Annotated in this window: 14 protein-coding genes; 10 read left to right on the forward strand and 4 right to left on the reverse strand. The window is 73.0% G+C overall.

The genetic code is table 11. The features are described from left to right. Positions 1–27 precede the first annotated feature (27 nt). From E1166_RS01095 to E1166_RS01115, 5 genes are all read left to right on the forward strand, one after another. The gene (locus E1166_RS01095) at positions 28–624 is read left to right on the forward strand and encodes a hypothetical protein (protein ID WP_132334918.1); all 597 of its coding nucleotides are present in this window, start codon (positions 28–30) and stop codon (positions 622–624) included. 87 nt (positions 625–711) lie between these two features. After that, positions 712–1,392, forward strand: coding sequence for a response regulator transcription factor (locus E1166_RS01100; protein WP_132334920.1), 681 nt, complete (start codon positions 712–714; stop codon positions 1,390–1,392). A 12-nt stretch (positions 1,393–1,404) separates the two neighbouring features. Continuing rightward, positions 1,405–2,871, forward strand: a complete 1,467-nt coding sequence (locus E1166_RS01105) for a HAMP domain-containing sensor histidine kinase (protein ID WP_132334922.1) — start codon at positions 1,405–1,407, stop codon at positions 2,869–2,871. After that, complete coding sequence (locus E1166_RS01110) at positions 2,868–3,749, forward strand: Gmad2 immunoglobulin-like domain-containing protein (RefSeq protein WP_132334924.1); 882 nt, start codon at positions 2,868–2,870, stop codon at positions 3,747–3,749. The genes E1166_RS01105 and E1166_RS01110 overlap by 4 nt, the downstream gene beginning before the upstream one ends. Before the next feature lie 139 nt (positions 3,750–3,888). Continuing rightward, on the forward strand, positions 3,889–4,521 hold the full coding sequence (locus tag E1166_RS01115) for a GNAT family N-acetyltransferase (protein WP_132334926.1): 633 nt from the start codon (positions 3,889–3,891) through the stop codon (positions 4,519–4,521). Positions 4,522–4,547: 26 nt separating this feature from the next. On the opposite strand, the gene E1166_RS01120 is transcribed toward E1166_RS01115, so the two are convergent. After that, positions 4,548–5,396 (reverse strand): NAD(P)H-binding protein, encoded by an 849-nt coding sequence (locus E1166_RS01120; protein ID WP_132334928.1) that lies wholly within the window; start codon positions 5,394–5,396, stop codon positions 4,548–4,550. Positions 5,397–5,567: 171 nt separating this feature from the next. Further along, complete coding sequence (locus tag E1166_RS01125) at positions 5,568–5,798, reverse strand: preprotein translocase YidC (protein ID WP_132261305.1); 231 nt, start codon at positions 5,796–5,798, stop codon at positions 5,568–5,570. Positions 5,799–6,053: 255 nt separating this feature from the next. On the opposite strand from E1166_RS01125, the gene E1166_RS01130 reads away from it, so the two are divergent. Both E1166_RS01130 and E1166_RS01135 read left to right on the forward strand, forming a co-directional pair. Then, on the forward strand, positions 6,054–7,022 hold the full coding sequence (locus E1166_RS01130; protein WP_132334930.1) for a GlxA family transcriptional regulator: 969 nt from the start codon (positions 6,054–6,056) through the stop codon (positions 7,020–7,022). Between the two features lie 38 nt (positions 7,023–7,060). Further along, positions 7,061–8,464 (forward strand): DJ-1/PfpI family protein, encoded by a 1,404-nt coding sequence (locus E1166_RS01135; RefSeq protein ID WP_132334932.1) that lies wholly within the window; start codon positions 7,061–7,063, stop codon positions 8,462–8,464. A gap of 51 nt (positions 8,465–8,515) precedes the next feature. Here E1166_RS01135 and E1166_RS01140 read toward each other — a convergent pair whose 3' ends face one another. Then, positions 8,516–9,544 (reverse strand): helix-turn-helix domain-containing protein, encoded by a 1,029-nt coding sequence (locus tag E1166_RS01140; protein ID WP_132334934.1) that lies wholly within the window; start codon positions 9,542–9,544, stop codon positions 8,516–8,518. A gap of 128 nt (positions 9,545–9,672) precedes the next feature. On the opposite strand from E1166_RS01140, the gene E1166_RS01145 reads away from it, so the two are divergent. Together E1166_RS01145 and E1166_RS01150 are read left to right on the forward strand one after the other, a co-directional pair. Next, the gene (locus E1166_RS01145) at positions 9,673–10,557 is read left to right on the forward strand and encodes an NAD(P)-binding domain-containing protein (RefSeq protein ID WP_132334936.1); all 885 of its coding nucleotides are present in this window, start codon (positions 9,673–9,675) and stop codon (positions 10,555–10,557) included. Beyond that, positions 10,554–11,135, forward strand: a complete 582-nt coding sequence (locus E1166_RS01150; protein ID WP_132334938.1) for a maleylpyruvate isomerase N-terminal domain-containing protein — start codon at positions 10,554–10,556, stop codon at positions 11,133–11,135. The genes E1166_RS01145 and E1166_RS01150 overlap by 4 nt, the downstream gene beginning before the upstream one ends. A 139-nt stretch (positions 11,136–11,274) precedes the next feature. Here E1166_RS01150 and E1166_RS01155 read toward each other — a convergent pair whose 3' ends face one another. Next, complete coding sequence (locus E1166_RS01155; protein ID WP_165944198.1) at positions 11,275–11,736, reverse strand: hypothetical protein; 462 nt, start codon at positions 11,734–11,736, stop codon at positions 11,275–11,277. 173 nt (positions 11,737–11,909) lie between these two features. Here E1166_RS01155 and E1166_RS01160 point away from each other — a divergent pair, with 173 nt between their 5' ends. Further along, complete coding sequence (locus tag E1166_RS01160; RefSeq protein ID WP_132334940.1) at positions 11,910–14,678, forward strand: BTAD domain-containing putative transcriptional regulator; 2,769 nt, start codon at positions 11,910–11,912, stop codon at positions 14,676–14,678. Positions 14,679–14,718 lie beyond the last annotated feature (40 nt).

Here is a 14,718-nt window from a genome sequence, read left to right on the forward strand (position 1 = left end):
ACCCACACCGGTCGGAGGAGGAGACAGATGCGGATCAGGAGTGGACTCACCGTGTTGGCGCTCGTGGCCGCCGGGCTGGTCGCCGGCGCGGCTGCCGGCACGGCCACGCACACCGGCGCGGCGGCGAAGGCGGCGAAGGCGGCGACCGGGTCGCCGTACTGCGGGATCACCTGGGGCAGCGGGGCGAAGGCGGCCGGCTCGCCGAGCAGCGCCCCACTGATGGAGGTCCGGACGGGCCGGCACGACTGCTTCGACCGGGTGGTCTTCGAGTTCGCCGGCCCGGTGAGCGGCTACACCGTCACCTACGGCGAGACATGGACAGAGGGTGAAGGACTGCCGCTGTCGCCGTACACCGCCGGGGACGAGCTGCTGCGGGTCTCGTTGCAGGCCCCGGCGTACGACGATGGTCACGCCGCCACCGTCCCGTACCGGGTCGGCGAGCACGCGGCCAACGTGCTGCGCCACCGGACGCTGCGCGACGTGGTGTTCGGTGGCAGCTTCGAGGGCTACACCACCTTCGCGGTGGGGGTGCGGGCGCGGCTGCCGTTCCGGGTGGCCGTCCTGTCCGGCCCCGGCGCGCACAGCCGGATCGTGCTCGACGTCGCCCACCAGTGGCAGGAGTGACAACGGGCGGGCCCGGCGTCGTCCGGGCCCGCCACACCAGCCGTTTCGGCAGGTCAGCAGGGCCTCCAACGGGGCTACGCTCACCGCATGGAAGGCCGGATGCTCATCGTCGAGGACGACGCCTCCATCCGTGAGGTCACCGCCCTCGGCCTGCGCCGTGCCGGCTTCCGGGTCGACACCGCCGTCGACGGCCGGTCCGGGCTGACCACGTGGCGGGCCCGACCGGCCGACCTGATCGTCCTGGACGTGATGCTGCCGGGTCTGGACGGGTTCGAGGTGTGCCGGGAGATCCGGCGGACCAGCCGGGTGCCGATCCTCATGCTGACCGCCCGGACGGACACCATCGACGTGGTCGTCGGGCTCGAGTGCGGCGCCGACGACTACCTGCGCAAGCCGTTCGACCTGCCGGAGCTGGTCGCCCGGGTCCGGTCGGTGCTGCGCCGGGCCACCGACCCGCCGGCACCAACCACCATCGAGGTCGGTGCATTGGAGATCGACCCGGCCAGCTTCGTGGCCCGCAAGCATGGGCGGGATCTGGCGCTGACCGCCACCGAGTTCCGGCTGCTGCTGGAGCTGGCCCGCCGGCCGGGGCAGGTCTTCACCCGCGAACTGCTGCTGGAGCGGGTGTGGCAGCACGACTTCCTCGGCGACTCCCGGCTGGTGGACGTGGCGGTGCAGCGCCTGCGCGCCAAGGTCGAGGACGACCCGGCCCATCCCCGGCTGATCCGGACCGTGCGGGGTGTCGGTTACAAGCTGTCGCCGGCGTGAGGGAGGTGCCCGGTGCGTGGGTGGCAGCAGAGCAAAGGGCACCCGACAGCTGACCCCGTCGTCCCCGGCCGCCTGCGTCGGCGGCTGACCGTGGCGTTCGTGCTGGTCGCCGGGGTCTCCGCCGGGCTGCTCGCCGGCGGGTCGTACGCGCTGCTGCGGCAGGCCCGGTTCGACGCCTCGGTGCAGCAGTCCGCGGCGGACGCCCGTTACCGGTTGGTGCTCGCCGGGCAGTTCGTGCCCCTCACCGCGCAGCGCCGCGGTGAGCTGCTGACGAGCTTCGAGGGCAGCGGTCGGCACGTGGTGCTCGTTGACGACGGGACGTACCCGTCGCACCCCGGGTACGCGCCCCCGCTGGGCGGGACGCTGCGGGCGACCGTGGCAGCCGGGCAGCTCGGCTACCAACGCTCCGCCCCGCAGGCCCGGCCCCGGCTGCTCGTGGTCGGCGGTCGCATCCCCGGCTCGACCGCCGAGCTGTACGTGGTCACCGTCGAGGACGACATCGCCGCCGAACTCGACCAGCTCCGCACCGCGCTGCTGGCCGGCTGGGTACTCGTCGTGCTGCTCGCCGCCGCCGTGGGGCACACCCTCGCGCGCCGCACGTTGGAACCGGTGGGCCGGGCCAGCCGGGCCGCCCGGGCGCTCACCGAAGGGCTGCTCGCCACCCGGCTGCCGGTCCGGGGCCGGGACGAGTTCAGCGTCTGGGCCGCCTCGTTCAACGAGATGGCCGAGGCGCTCCAAACCAAGATCGAGGCGCTGTCCCGGGCCCAGGCCCGGGAGCGGCGGTTCACCGCCGACGTGGCGCACGAGCTGCGTACCCCCGTCACCGCTCTGGTGGCCGCGGCCTCGCTGCTGCGCGACCACCTGGATGACCTGCCCGCCGACGCCCGCCGAACCGGGGAACTGCTGGTCACCGACGTGATTCGGCTTCGTCGGCTGGTGGAGGACCTGATGGAGATCTCCCGCCTGGACGCCGGCCGGGAACCGCTCGCCGTGACCACGGTCGACGCCGCGGCGCTACTGCGGTCGATCCTGCGGGCGCGGGCCTGGACCGGGCGGGTGACCGTCGACGTGGCCCGCGTCGCGTTGCGGACCGACCCCCGCCGGCTGGAACGGGTCCTCGGCAACCTACTCGCCAACGCGGTCGAGCACGGCGGCGGCGTGGTGCGAGCCCGCGCCCACCACGCCGGTCCGGATGTCGTCTTCGAGGTCACCGACGAGGGCCCGGGCATCCCCGCCGAGCACCTGCCCCGGATCTTCGACCGCTTCTACAAGGTCGACCCCGCCCGCTCCGGCCCCGGCAGCGGGCTCGGCCTGGCGATCGCCCGGGAGAACGCCCGCCTGCTCGCCGGCCGGTTGAGCGTGGACAGCACACCCGGCGTCGGCACCCGGTTCCGGCTCGCGCTGCCGGCGGCGGGCCCGCCAACCGCCGCCGGGGAAGCCGGCGGCGAACAGCCCGGCACACCGGGGGGTGCGCCGTGAGACGCGCGGCGGTCAGGCTGGGCGTGGTCGTCCTGCTCCTGCTCGGCGGATGCGGGTCGCCCCGGTCGGGCTCCCTCGGGCCGGCGCCGACTGCGGGCCCGGTCGCCACGCCGAGCGCGCCTACCACCGTCGCGCCGCCGCCGACCAGCGCACCGGCCGGACCGCCGAGCCCGACCGGGACCAGCACGCCACCGGCCCCCACCGCGCCGCCGACCGGTACGGTCACCGTCGAGCTGTGGTACACCCGGGACGGGCGGATCGTCCCAACCAGGCGTACCCGTCCGACAATCCTGACCACCTCCCGCCTGGCGCTGGCCGAGCTGGCGGCCGGGCCGACGGCGGTGGAGGCATCCGCCGGTCTGGCCACGCTGGTGCCCGCCGGCGTCGAGGTCACCCGGATCGCCGACGGGACGGCGGTGCTCGCGGCGGTGCCGACGACCGGCGGACCGGCCGCCGTGCGGCTGCGGGAAGCGCAGATCGTCTGGACGCTCACCCAGTTCCCCACGGTGCGGCGGGTCCGCTTCGGCGCCGCCGCTCCGGTGGACCGCGCCGACTACGCGGACCTGCTCCCACCGATCGTGGTGACCTCTCCCGGCATCGGCGCTCGGGTAGCCGGCCCGGTCACGGTGGCCGGGACGGCGGACGTGTTCGAGGCCACCGTCAGTGTGCGCGTCCTGGACGCCGCCGGCCGCGAGATCGCCACGACGTTCACCACCGCCACCTGCGGCACTGGCTGCCGGGGCGACTACCGGGTACTGGTGGACTACCGTCTGGACCGCGAGCAGGTCGGCACAATCGAGGTGTACGAGGTGTCGCCGGTGGACGGGTCGCGGACCAATCTCGTCGCGGTGCCCGTACGGCTCGCCGCCCGCCCCTGACGACACCGACGCGTGAACCCGTCCCCTCCGCCACCGCCCGTTGGTCGCCGCCGGAGCCACCGAGGTCGCCGGACCGACTGACCAGCCACCGCGTACCGCCGCTTGCGCTGGAAGCGGTTCCAACGCCTACCGTCCGGGCATGGACAGCACGCCACTGGGGCAACGGCCGGTCATCCGGCGGTACCGGGACGAGGACCACGACGCGGTGTACGACATCTGCGTCCGTACCGCCGACGCGGGCGGCGACGCCCGCGGGAAGTACGCCAGCGACGACCTGATGCCCGACCTGTTCGCCGGCCCCTACCTGCATCTCGAACCGGAGCTGGCCTTCGTGCTGGCTCAGGGGGAGCGGGTCGTCGGGTACGTCATCGGCACGGTGGACACGCCCGCCTTCGTACGCGCCTACCGTGAGCAGTGGATTCCGCGGCTGGCGCACCGGTATCCGGCACCCACCCGGCCGCCCCGCACGCCGGACGAGGAGATGATTGCCCAGCACCACCGGCCGGAGCGGATGCTGCTGCCGCAACTGGCCGACCATCCGGCGCACCTGCACATCGACCTGCTGCCGGAGGCTCAGGGCGCGGGCCATGGTCGCCGCCTGGTCGAGACCTTCCTCGCCGCCGCCGCGCAGGCCGGGGCGGCGGCGCTGCACGTCGGCATGGTGACCGCGAACGTGCGGGCCCGGGGCTTCTACGACCGGTTGGGCTTCCAGGAGATCCCGGTGCCCGATCCGGGTCCGATCACCTACCTCGGTCGGCCGACCAGCGGGTAGCCGCCGGCCGGCTGAGGAAGGTGGGATCAGCCGAAGTCCGCCACGTGGTCCGCGACCCACTCACGATAGGTGCGTGCGGGCCGACCGGTGATCTCGGCCACCGCCGGAGACACCTGCTCCGGCTCCGACTCCATCTGCCCGTGGGCCTCGACGATGGCGCGGGCGTATTCCGGGGGCAGGCCCTGTGCCTCCAGGGCGGCCGCCGCCGCCTCTTCGTCCAGTTCTTCGAAGACGATCCGGCGGCCGAGGACGTCACCGATCGTACGGACCTGCTCCGCCTGGGTCAGCGCCTGTGGACCGGTCAGGTGCGGGGCCCTACCCTCCAGGCCGGCCGTCGTGAGCGCAGTCACCGCCACCGCCGCGAGATCCGCCTCGTGTACCAGCGACCGCGTCGCCCGGGCATGCGAGGCGCGGACGACGTCGCTTTGTTTGATCTGCTCCGCCCACGCGAGGGTGTTGGACGCGAAGCCGCCCGCACGCAGCAACGTCCACTGCAGGGTCGAGGCGCGGATCGCACGCTCGATCGCGGTGTGGAAGGCGAGGATGCCGGGCTCCGGCTCGACGGTGTCGTCGTCCGGCACCCCCCACGCGGACAGGTAGACGATGCGGCGGGCGTGCTTCTCGGCAGCCGCGATCACCGCGGGCGCGGCGTCCGCCGTCAGCAGTGGCCAGATGAGGAAGACCCCGTCCACCCCCTCCATGGCCGCCTCGACGGAAGCCGCATCTGTCAGGTCGCCACGGACCACCTCGGCCTGCTCCGGTAGCGCGGCCGCCTGCGGGTCACGGACCAGGGCGCGGACGTCCATGCCCGCCGCCAGCAGTTGCGCCACTGCCTGGCGGCCCGTCTTTCCGGTTGCGCCGGTCACCAAAATCATCGGAGTCTCCCTCGACACGTTGTGCGGGTACACCACCTACCGTCCGGTGTGAAGGAGGGTTGAGGTCAAGGGAGTTCGACGAACCAAGATCAGATTGCACGGACTGTGACGCAAGCGCTACACGGCCCATGGCGGCGTCGGCAAGCTCGTCGCCGCGCTGGTCGGAGCGCGTCAGCGAGCGGCGTCCGGGTGCCCCGGCATACCGGAGCCGCCGCCGCTGCCACCCGAGGAACCACCAGCCACACCGGAGCCGTCGTCCTCGGTGACCAGGTCCGGCTCCGCGCCGTCCGACGTCGGCACCGTCGTGTCCGCTTTCACCTGGACCAGCCGCGCCTGGCCGGCCTCGTCCTCGGCGTGCTCCGGGTCGACCGGTAGCTCACCGTCGCGCGCCCGGTATCCCATGCGGTGCCTCCCGTTGCTCCGGTGTCGTCCGTGAGGACGGGCTACCCGGGCGCATCCCGACGAAACGTCGATTCCGGGCAGCGGTGAGTCTCCGCGCAGATCGAAGTCAATGCTCTGTGGCAGGTATCCACCCCGACAGCCGCCAGCCCCGCGACGGTGAGCGGCGCAGCGGTCCGTGGTCGAGTGCCTGATCCGTCCGATGGACGACCTCGGTGGCCCTCGGCGGGAAGTCGTCGCTGACCTAGCGTAGAGGCCGTGAGCAGCGAGGACAGGAGCACCGGACGGGTGGTCGTACTGGTGCTGCCGGAGGTGAACCTGCTCGACCTGGGCGGTCCGGTGCAGGTCTTCGACGCGGCAGCGTACCAGGGTGCCGACTATCGGTTGGAGTTCGTGTCGGCGGACCCGGGCGAGCTGACCTCGGCCCAGGGGCTGCGGTTGGCCGGCCTCGACCCGTTGCCCGCCACCGCCGCCGGAGACCTGATTCTGGTGCCGGGCCCGCGGCTACGACCGCCCACGCCGGAACATCCGCTCGTACCGGCGGCGGTACTGCCCTGGTTGCGTAGCGCGGTACGCGACGGCGCCCGCGTCGCCGCGGTCTGTACCGGCGCGGCGGTGCTGGCCGAGGCGGGACTGCTGGCCGGACGCCGATGCACCACCCACTGGTCCCTGATCGACGCGATGCGCCGGCGCTACCCGGACACCAAGGTGAAGGAAGCCGTCCTGTACGTGCACGACGGGCCGGTGAGCACCAGCGCCGGCATCGCCGCCGGCATCGACCTGGCGCTGTCCCTGGTCGAACGCGACCACGGGCCGGCGCTGGCCGCCGCGGTGGCCCGCCAACTCGTGGTGTACCTGCGCCGGGACGGTGCCCAGGGGCAGATCAGTCCTTTCCTGGCACACCGCGCCCACCTGCATCCGGCGGTGCACCGGGTGCAGGACCACATCGCCCAGCACCTCGACGCCCCGCACACCCTCGACGAGTTGGCCCGGTTGGCGCACCTGTCCCCGCGCGGCCTGACCCGGGCGTTCACCGCGACGATCGGGTGCACCCCGCTGGAGTACCAGCAGCGCCTGCGCCTGGAGTTGGCCGCCAACCTGCTCGCCGAGACCGATCTGACCATCGAGGCGGTGGCCGCCCGGTGCGGCTTCCGCGATGCCCGCCATTTTCGTCGGCTGTACGCCGCCCGCCACGGCGTACCGCCCTCGGCGGCCCGTCCCGCCTGACCACCTGTCCCGCCCTGCCTCCCGTCCGGAGTTCCCGCATGCCCCGTTTCCTGCGTCGTGCTGCCCTGACCCTGCTCGGCCTCGTCCTGTCCCTGGCCACCGTGGGTGCGACCGCGGCCGCCGGGGTGGCCGCCACGATGCGCGACAGTTTTGCCGGCCCGGCCACCGCGGTGTCGCGGTCCGACTGGTCGACGCCGCGCACCGCCCCGCCGGGCACGACCGTCGTGGCGGTGGTCGCCGGGACCACCGGCTCGGTGGTCGGTGATGTGCTGATGCCGTACGAGGTGTTCGCCCGCTCGTCGCGGTTCTTCGTCTACACGGTCGGCGAACGACGTACGCCGACGCCGCTCTCCGGTGGGCTACGGATCGTTCCCGAGCACACGTTCGCCGACGTCGACGCGGGAACGGCCCCGCGACCGGACGTGGTGGTGGTCCCGGCGGTGGTCGATCCGACCGGCAGCCGGGAGGCACCGATGCGCGACTGGCTGACCCGCCGGGCCGACCGGGGCGCGTACGTCCTCGGGGTCTGCGCCGGCACCGAGGTGCTGGCCGCCACCGGCCTGCTCGACGGGCGTCAGGCCACCTCGTTCTGGCAGCGCCTCGGGTCGCTGCGAAGCCGGTACCGGCAGGTGGAGTGGGTGGCCGGGGAGCGCTATGTGCAGGCCGGCCGGATCGTCACCACCGCCGGTGTCACCTCCGGACTGGTCGGGGCGCTGCGCATGGTGGAGCTGCTGGCCGGGCCCGCCGACGCGGAGCGGATCGGCCGGGAGCTGGCGTACCCGGGCTGGTCACTCGACGCGTCGACCCGGATTCCCGAGCAGCGGCTGGCGCTGTCCGATCTGCCGTACGCGCTCAACGTCGCCTTCCCGTGGTGGCGCCCGACCGTCGGCATCGGCCTGGTCGACGGTGTCGGGGAGTTGGACGTGGCCTCGGTGTTCGAGGCGTACGCCGGCACCTCGTTCGCCGCCCGCACCATCCCGGTCGCCGCCGGCCGTACGGTGACCACGCGCCATGGAGCCCTCCTGCTCGCCGTGCCGACCGACACCGCCGGGCCGGTGGACCGCCTGGTGGTGCCGGGCGTCGACCAGCCGGATCCCGTGCTGGCCCGCTGGGCGGCCGAGCGTCGCCTCGCCGTGACCCTCCCGCACGCCGACCAGGCTCCCGGAGAGTTCTCCCTCGACCCGGTCCTGCGTGACCTGGCCGAGCACACCGACCAGGCCACGGCCCGCGCCACGGCCAAGTTCACCGAGTACCCGGCGCGGCACCTGCGCCTGACCGGAGACACCTGGCCGTGGCGGACCACCCTGCTGGGCCTTCTCACCATCGCCGTCGCCGCGGCGGTCGCCCTGCTACCGACGGCCACCGCCCGGCTTCTCGCCCGCCGCCGCTCGGCCCGGCCGGCCGGCGTCGCCACCGCGGACACACGGCTCATCCCGACCTGACGGCGGCAGCCGACAGCTGCGCTCACCAGGGCCGCTTCCGCTCGCCCTGGTTCAGCTGGCAGGGAACGCCGCTGTGCCGACAGGCATCGGTTGACGCTCCCCGACGGCGGGGAATCCCCGCCGGTAATCCGTCGGCGACAGCCCGACGTGGAGAGAGAAATGCCGGCGCAGATTGTTCGCGGTACCCAGCCCGGCTCGCCGACTGACCTCGTCGATCGGTAGGTCGGTGGTTTCCAGCAGCGCCTGCGCCCGCGCGACGCGCTGGGTGAGCAGCCACTTCATCGGCGTGAGTCCGGTTGCGGCGAGCAGCCGGCGGTGGAAGGTGCGGGGGCTCATCCGTGCCCGCACGGCCAGGGCATCCACCGACAGCGGCCGGTCGAGTTTCTCCATGGCCCAGTGCAACACCGGGGTCAGGCTGTCGTCGTCGCTGGGCATGACCGGGCGCTCGATGAACTGCGCCTGTCCGCCGGGGCGATGGGCGAGGACCACCATGCGGCGGGCCAACTGGTTCGCGACGTGCGCGCCGAGGTCGCGCCGTACGAGGTGCAGGCAGAGGTCGAGCCCAGCGCTGAGCCCGGCGCTGGTGAGGATCTGCCCCTCGTCGACGTACAGCACGGAGTCGTCGACGAGGACCGCCGGATAGCGTTCCGCCAGCAACTCCGTGTGGGCCCAGTGAGCGGTGGCCCGACGGCCGTCGAGTAGGCCGGCGGCGGCCAGGGCGAAGGCGCCGTTGCACAGCGAGACGATCCGTGCGCCGGTGGTGCCGGCGCGACGGAGCGCCTCGATCAGTTCGGGCGGGAACGGTCGGTCGCCGGTCACGCAGTCGTCCGGCACCGACGGCACGATCACGGTGTCGGCGTGGGCGAGATCGGCCATGCCGTGGTGGGTGTTCACCACGAGGCCCGGCCCGTTGTGCGCGCTGCCCGGTCGGATCCCGCACAGCCGGAAGTCGTACCAGGGGTCGGCCAGGTCGCTGTGCGAGCCGCCGAAGATCGCGCACGCGATGCCCAGCTCGTACACGTCCCACGGGGTCAGGGGTGCGTCGTCGATGACGGATGCCGCCACCGTGTGCCGGTTCATGATCGCCAGAGTAGTGGCAGGAAACTGGCGAATGTCGTCAGGCCTGCCACTGTCCGGCAAGGTGATCCGATGCGAGCGTTGTTCCCGCCGGGCCGGAAAGCGGCCCCGTACGAAGTGGGGACATGAGGATGGGCGACGGACGCGTGCCGGTGACGGTGATCGGCCTCGGCATGATGGGCCGGGCGCTGGCCCGGGCCTTTCTGGCCGGCGAGCACCCGACGACGGTGTGGAACCGTACGGCTGGTCGGGCCGAGGAACTCGTGGCCGCCGGCGCGGCCGGCGCGGACAGCGTCGCCGCCGCCGTCTCGGCCAGTCCGCTGGTGGTGGTCTGCGTACGCGACTACCAGGCTGCGTACGAGATCCTCGGTCCGGTGAGCGATGCCCTCGCCGGCCGGTTGCTGGTCAACCTGACCTCCGGCACGTCGGCGCAGGCGCGGGCGATGGCCGGCTGGGCCGCCGAACGCGGCGCCGGATACCTCGACGGGGCCATCATGATGACTCCACCGGGCATCGGCACGGCGGAGGCGGTCATTCTCTACGGCGGTCCGTCGGAGACATTCGCGGCACACCGACCGGCGCTGACGGCCCTTGGTGGTGGCACCATCCACCTGGGTGCCGACGTGGGCCTCGCGTCGGTGTACGACGTGGCGCTGCTCGGCATCATGTGGAGCACCTTCAACGGTTTCATGCACGCTGCCGCGCTGGTGGGCAGCGAGAACGTCCCGGCGACCACCTTCCTGCCGTTGGCCAGGCAGTGGCTCACCGGCGTCGCCTCGTTCCTCACGCCCTACGCCGAACAGATCGACACCGGCGACTACACGGCAAGCGACGCCACGCTGGAGACCCACCTTTCCCCGGTCGAGCACCTGATCGAGGAGAGCCGGGCCCGGGGCATCGACGCCACGGCAGCCGAGTACACCAAGAGGCTCGTCGAAGAGGCGGTCGCCAACGGTCATGCCCTCGACAGCTATGCGCGCATCGTCGAGCACTTCACGCCGGCCCTCCGGGCATGAACGGCTCCTGGTCCAGCCTGGTCTCGTCGGCCGCCAGCGAATGCACTCAGGTGCTGGAGAAGGCGATCGACCAGGACTGGTCCCGCAACGCCGCCGGCCTGGAGTGGACCTGTCGACAGACGCTGGACCACATGGCCCTCGGCGTCGTCGGGTACGCCGGACTGCTCATCGCCCAGCCAGCCGACCGGTACATCACGCTCTTCGCCTCGCTCGACCCGCGCGCACCGATCCCCGCGTGCCTGGAGGGCCTCCGGATCGCCGGAACCGTCCTCGCCTGGGCCGTTCGTGAGGCGACTCCCGATGTTCGCGCCTGGCACCCGTGGGGGCACTCCGACGGTCCCGGCTTCGCCGCCATGGGGATAGTCGAGTTGGTCGTGCACACCCATGACATCGCCCGCGCCCTCGGACTCGACTGGGTGCCACCGGATTGGTTGTGCGACCCCGCGGTCGAGCGACTGTTTCCGGACGCCCCGGCCGGTCACGCCGCCGTCGACACCCTGCTGTGGTGCACCGGTCGGATCGCGCTGGCCCGCGCCGGTCGCCGGGAGCAGTGGCAGTGGCACGGGAGAGTCCGGTGACGGCCGAGCGGGCTACCCGCGCACGCCACCATCGGGCGGCACGGCTGATCCTGGGTGCGGCATGCCGCGGCAACACGCGCCGGACCCCACCCACCGCAAACAGGAACGCCGCGTGCCCATGTCGAGTGCGGGTGGTGGCTCAACAACCCCGGGTGAGGCTGTCCACGGTGTAGACGCGGCCACCCCACACGATCCAACCCTTCGCCGAGACGCAGTAGTTGGCGGTGCCGGTGACCCCGACCGGTCCGGCCTGGTAGGAGTAGGTGCCCTCGTCCGGGGAGGAGAGCGCGGTGAAATCGCAGGGCCGTCCCTGCCCCGACTGCTGCGCGCAGCGCCCGATCTGCACCCCGGTCAGCGCGGACTTCCCGTAGGCGGCACCCCGGTGGTAGAAGCAGGCGCTGTTGGTGCCGCCGTTGCTGGTGTTGTAGTAGATGACCAACTCGCCGACGGGGTTGCTGCTCGGCACCGTCTTGCTGTAGGTCACGGTGCCCGAGCAGGACACCGCGGCCTGCGCGGGCGCGGCGGCGAACAGGCTCGCGGCAGCCAGGGTGGTGAGGCAGGCGGTCAGCACGCCGGCACGACGAAGGGTACGGAAAGTCATTGCACTGCTCCCGGGATCAATGGCTGGCGTGGATCGTCGGGGACCGTATCGGCGACCCGTGAAAGGGCACTGAAATCGCGCTGATCGTGCCGTCCTCGGCGGCGCCCTGTCGGCGGTGGACACTAGGCTGACCTGCTCGCGGCGGTTGCTCGGGTGCGAGGAAACGGTGGACAGTGGACGATGTCGAGTTTCGGGTGCTGGGACCGGTCGGGGTGTGGCGCGACGGCCAGCGGCTCTGCCCGACGAACGCCCAGCAACGCACCATCCTGGCGATGCTCCTGTTGGCCCCGGGGCACGTGGTCACCCTCAACCAGTTGGTCACCGCGCTGTGGGGCGACGACCCGCCCGCCTCGGCGCGCAACGCCATCCAGGGGCACGTGTCCCGACTCCGTCGGCTCGTCCGTGGCGTCCCGGCAGTCGAGCTGGCCACGGCGGGGCACGGCTACCAGCTGTCCGTGCCGCGCGAGTCGGTGGACGCGCACCGGTTCCGACGGCTGGTGCGGCAGGCGACGGCCGCGGACGCCCCATCCGACGAGCTGCTGCGAACGGCCGTGAACCTGTGGCGCGGTCCCGCATTCGCCGACGTCGCGGGCGAGTGGCTCGGGGCGACCATCGGGCAGATCCTCGAACAGGAGCGGATCTCCGCCATCGAGGAGCTGTCCCGGATCGAGCTCGGTGCGGGGCGGGTTGCCGATGCGGTGGCCCGGCTGGCCGCCGTCGTCGCCGAGCACCCGATGCGGGAGACCGCCGTCGCGCTGTGGATGACCGCGCTGCACCGCGCCGGCAGACGTACCGAAGCCCTGGCGGTGTTCCGGGAAACCCGGCTCCGGCTGACCAGGGACCTCGGCGTCGAACCCGGTGACGAACTGCACCGCGTCCACCGGGCGGTGCTGGCCGACGGCATGCCGGCCGCGCCGTCGGCCCCGGACGGTTCCTGCTCCCGGCAGTTGCCCGCGCCGGTGCCCCACTTCACCGGCCGTACCAGAGAACTGGCCGCGCTCGACGCGCTGCTGGAGTCGCGGCACGACGGTGTCGCGATCGCCGTGATCAGTGGTGCTCCCGGCGCAGGCAAGACGGCGCTCACCGTGCACTGGGCCCACCGGGTCACCGACCACTTCCCGGACGGGCAGCTCTTCGTGAACCTGCGCGGCTTCGACACCTCGGGGGCCGCGATGGAACCGGCCGATGCGCTGCGCCGGCTGCTGGTCGGCCTGGGCGTGCCGGCAAGCCGGCTGCCGGCGGCCCTGGACGAACAGTCCGCCCTGCTCCGTACGGTTGTCGCACCGCGCCGCGTGCTGATCGTGCTGGACAACGCGCGGGACGCCGCGCAGGTCCGCCCGTTGTTGCCCGGAGTGCCGGGCTGCCTCGTCCTGGTGAACAGCCGTGACCAACTGCCCGGACTGGTGGCCGGGCACGGCGCGATGCCGCTCCCGCTCGGGCGTCCCTCGGCGGCAGAGGCACGGGAGTTCCTGGCCAGGCGCCTGGGCAGCGGGCGGGTCGCCGGCGAACCACGGGCGGCCGCGGAGATCGTCGAATCGTGCGGGCGGCTGCCCCTGGCGCTGGCCGTGGTCGCTGCCCGCGCCGCCACCAGTCCCCGCCTGACCCTGAACGCGCTCGCGGCCGAGCTGAAGCAGAGCAGTGATCGCCTCGACGCCCTGGCCAACGGTGACTCGGCCACCGACGTACGGACGGTCTTCTCCTGGTCCTACCGGGCGCTCGGCACCCAGACCGCGCTGGTGTTCCGGCGGCTCGGCCTGCACCCCGGCCCGGACATCAGTCTGTCCGGGGCGGCCAGCCTCACGGGGCTGCCCGTGCCACGGGCGCAGGCGCTGCTCGGTGAGCTGGTCCGGGTACACCTCATCGAGGAACACGTCCCCGGCCGTTACCGGTTCCACGACCTGCTCCGGGCGTACGCCGAAGAACTGGCGTACGCCACCGATCCGGCGGAGGACCGCCGCCGGGCGGTACGCCGGCTCATCGACCACTACCTGCACAGTGCCCGGCGCGCCGACACCCTGGTGGAGCCGAACCGGGCGCCGATCCGGTTCGAGCCCTGCGCCGACGACGTACCCGTCGACCAGCCGGCCGACCGCAGGCAGGCCCTGGCCTGGTTCACCGCCGAACGGCCGGCGGTGCTGGCCGCGATCGACCGGGCCGCCGCCGAAGGGCTCGCCGCCCACGCCTGGCAGCTCGCCTGGACGATCAAGCCGTGGCTGAGCCGGCAGTGGCACCGCCACGACCAGGTGCGGGCGCAGCGTACGGCGGTGACGATGGCGACGAAGGCCGCCGACACCGCGGCGCAGGCGGTGGCACACCGGTACCTGGCCGACGGCTACGACCGGCTGGGCCGACACGGCGACGCCGAAACCCACTACCAGCACGCGCTCGACCGTTACCGGGCGGTCGACGACCGGATCGGGCAGGCGCACGTCCAACTGGACGTGGCCCGAATGCTCGACCGGCAGAAACGCCACCGGGACGCGGTGCGTCACCTGGAACTCGCCCTGGACCTGTTCCGCGCCGAACGCGATGACGTCGGGGAGGCACGGACCCTCGCCGCGCTGGGCTGGGAGCACGCCCAGCTCGGCGAGTACGACGCGGCGCTCACGCACTGCCGGGCGGGGTTGGCGTTGCTGCGGGCCAGCGCGGACCGGCACGGAGAGGCGGCCGGCTGGGACAGCATGGGGTACATCCACCACCAGCGCGGCGAATACCACCTCGCCATCGGGTGCTACGAGCGCAGTATCGAGATGTCGCAGGAGTGCGGCGACCGGATGGGCAAGGCGCGTACGTTGGTCAGCCTCGGGGAGAGCCGCCTCGCCGCCGGCGAGGCGACCGGGTGCGGGCGTGCGTGGCGGCGGGCGCTGGCCCTGCTGCACGGCCTGGACGCCGCCGCAGCCGGGGAACTGGCCGAGCGGCTGCGTCAGCTGGGCCCGGAATGACCCCCGCCGTGACGGCGGTGTGGCGGCGCGGGATCCGCAC

Source organism: Micromonospora sp. KC213 (assembly GCF_004348325.1).
GTDB lineage: Bacteria > Actinomycetota > Actinomycetes > Mycobacteriales > Micromonosporaceae > Micromonospora.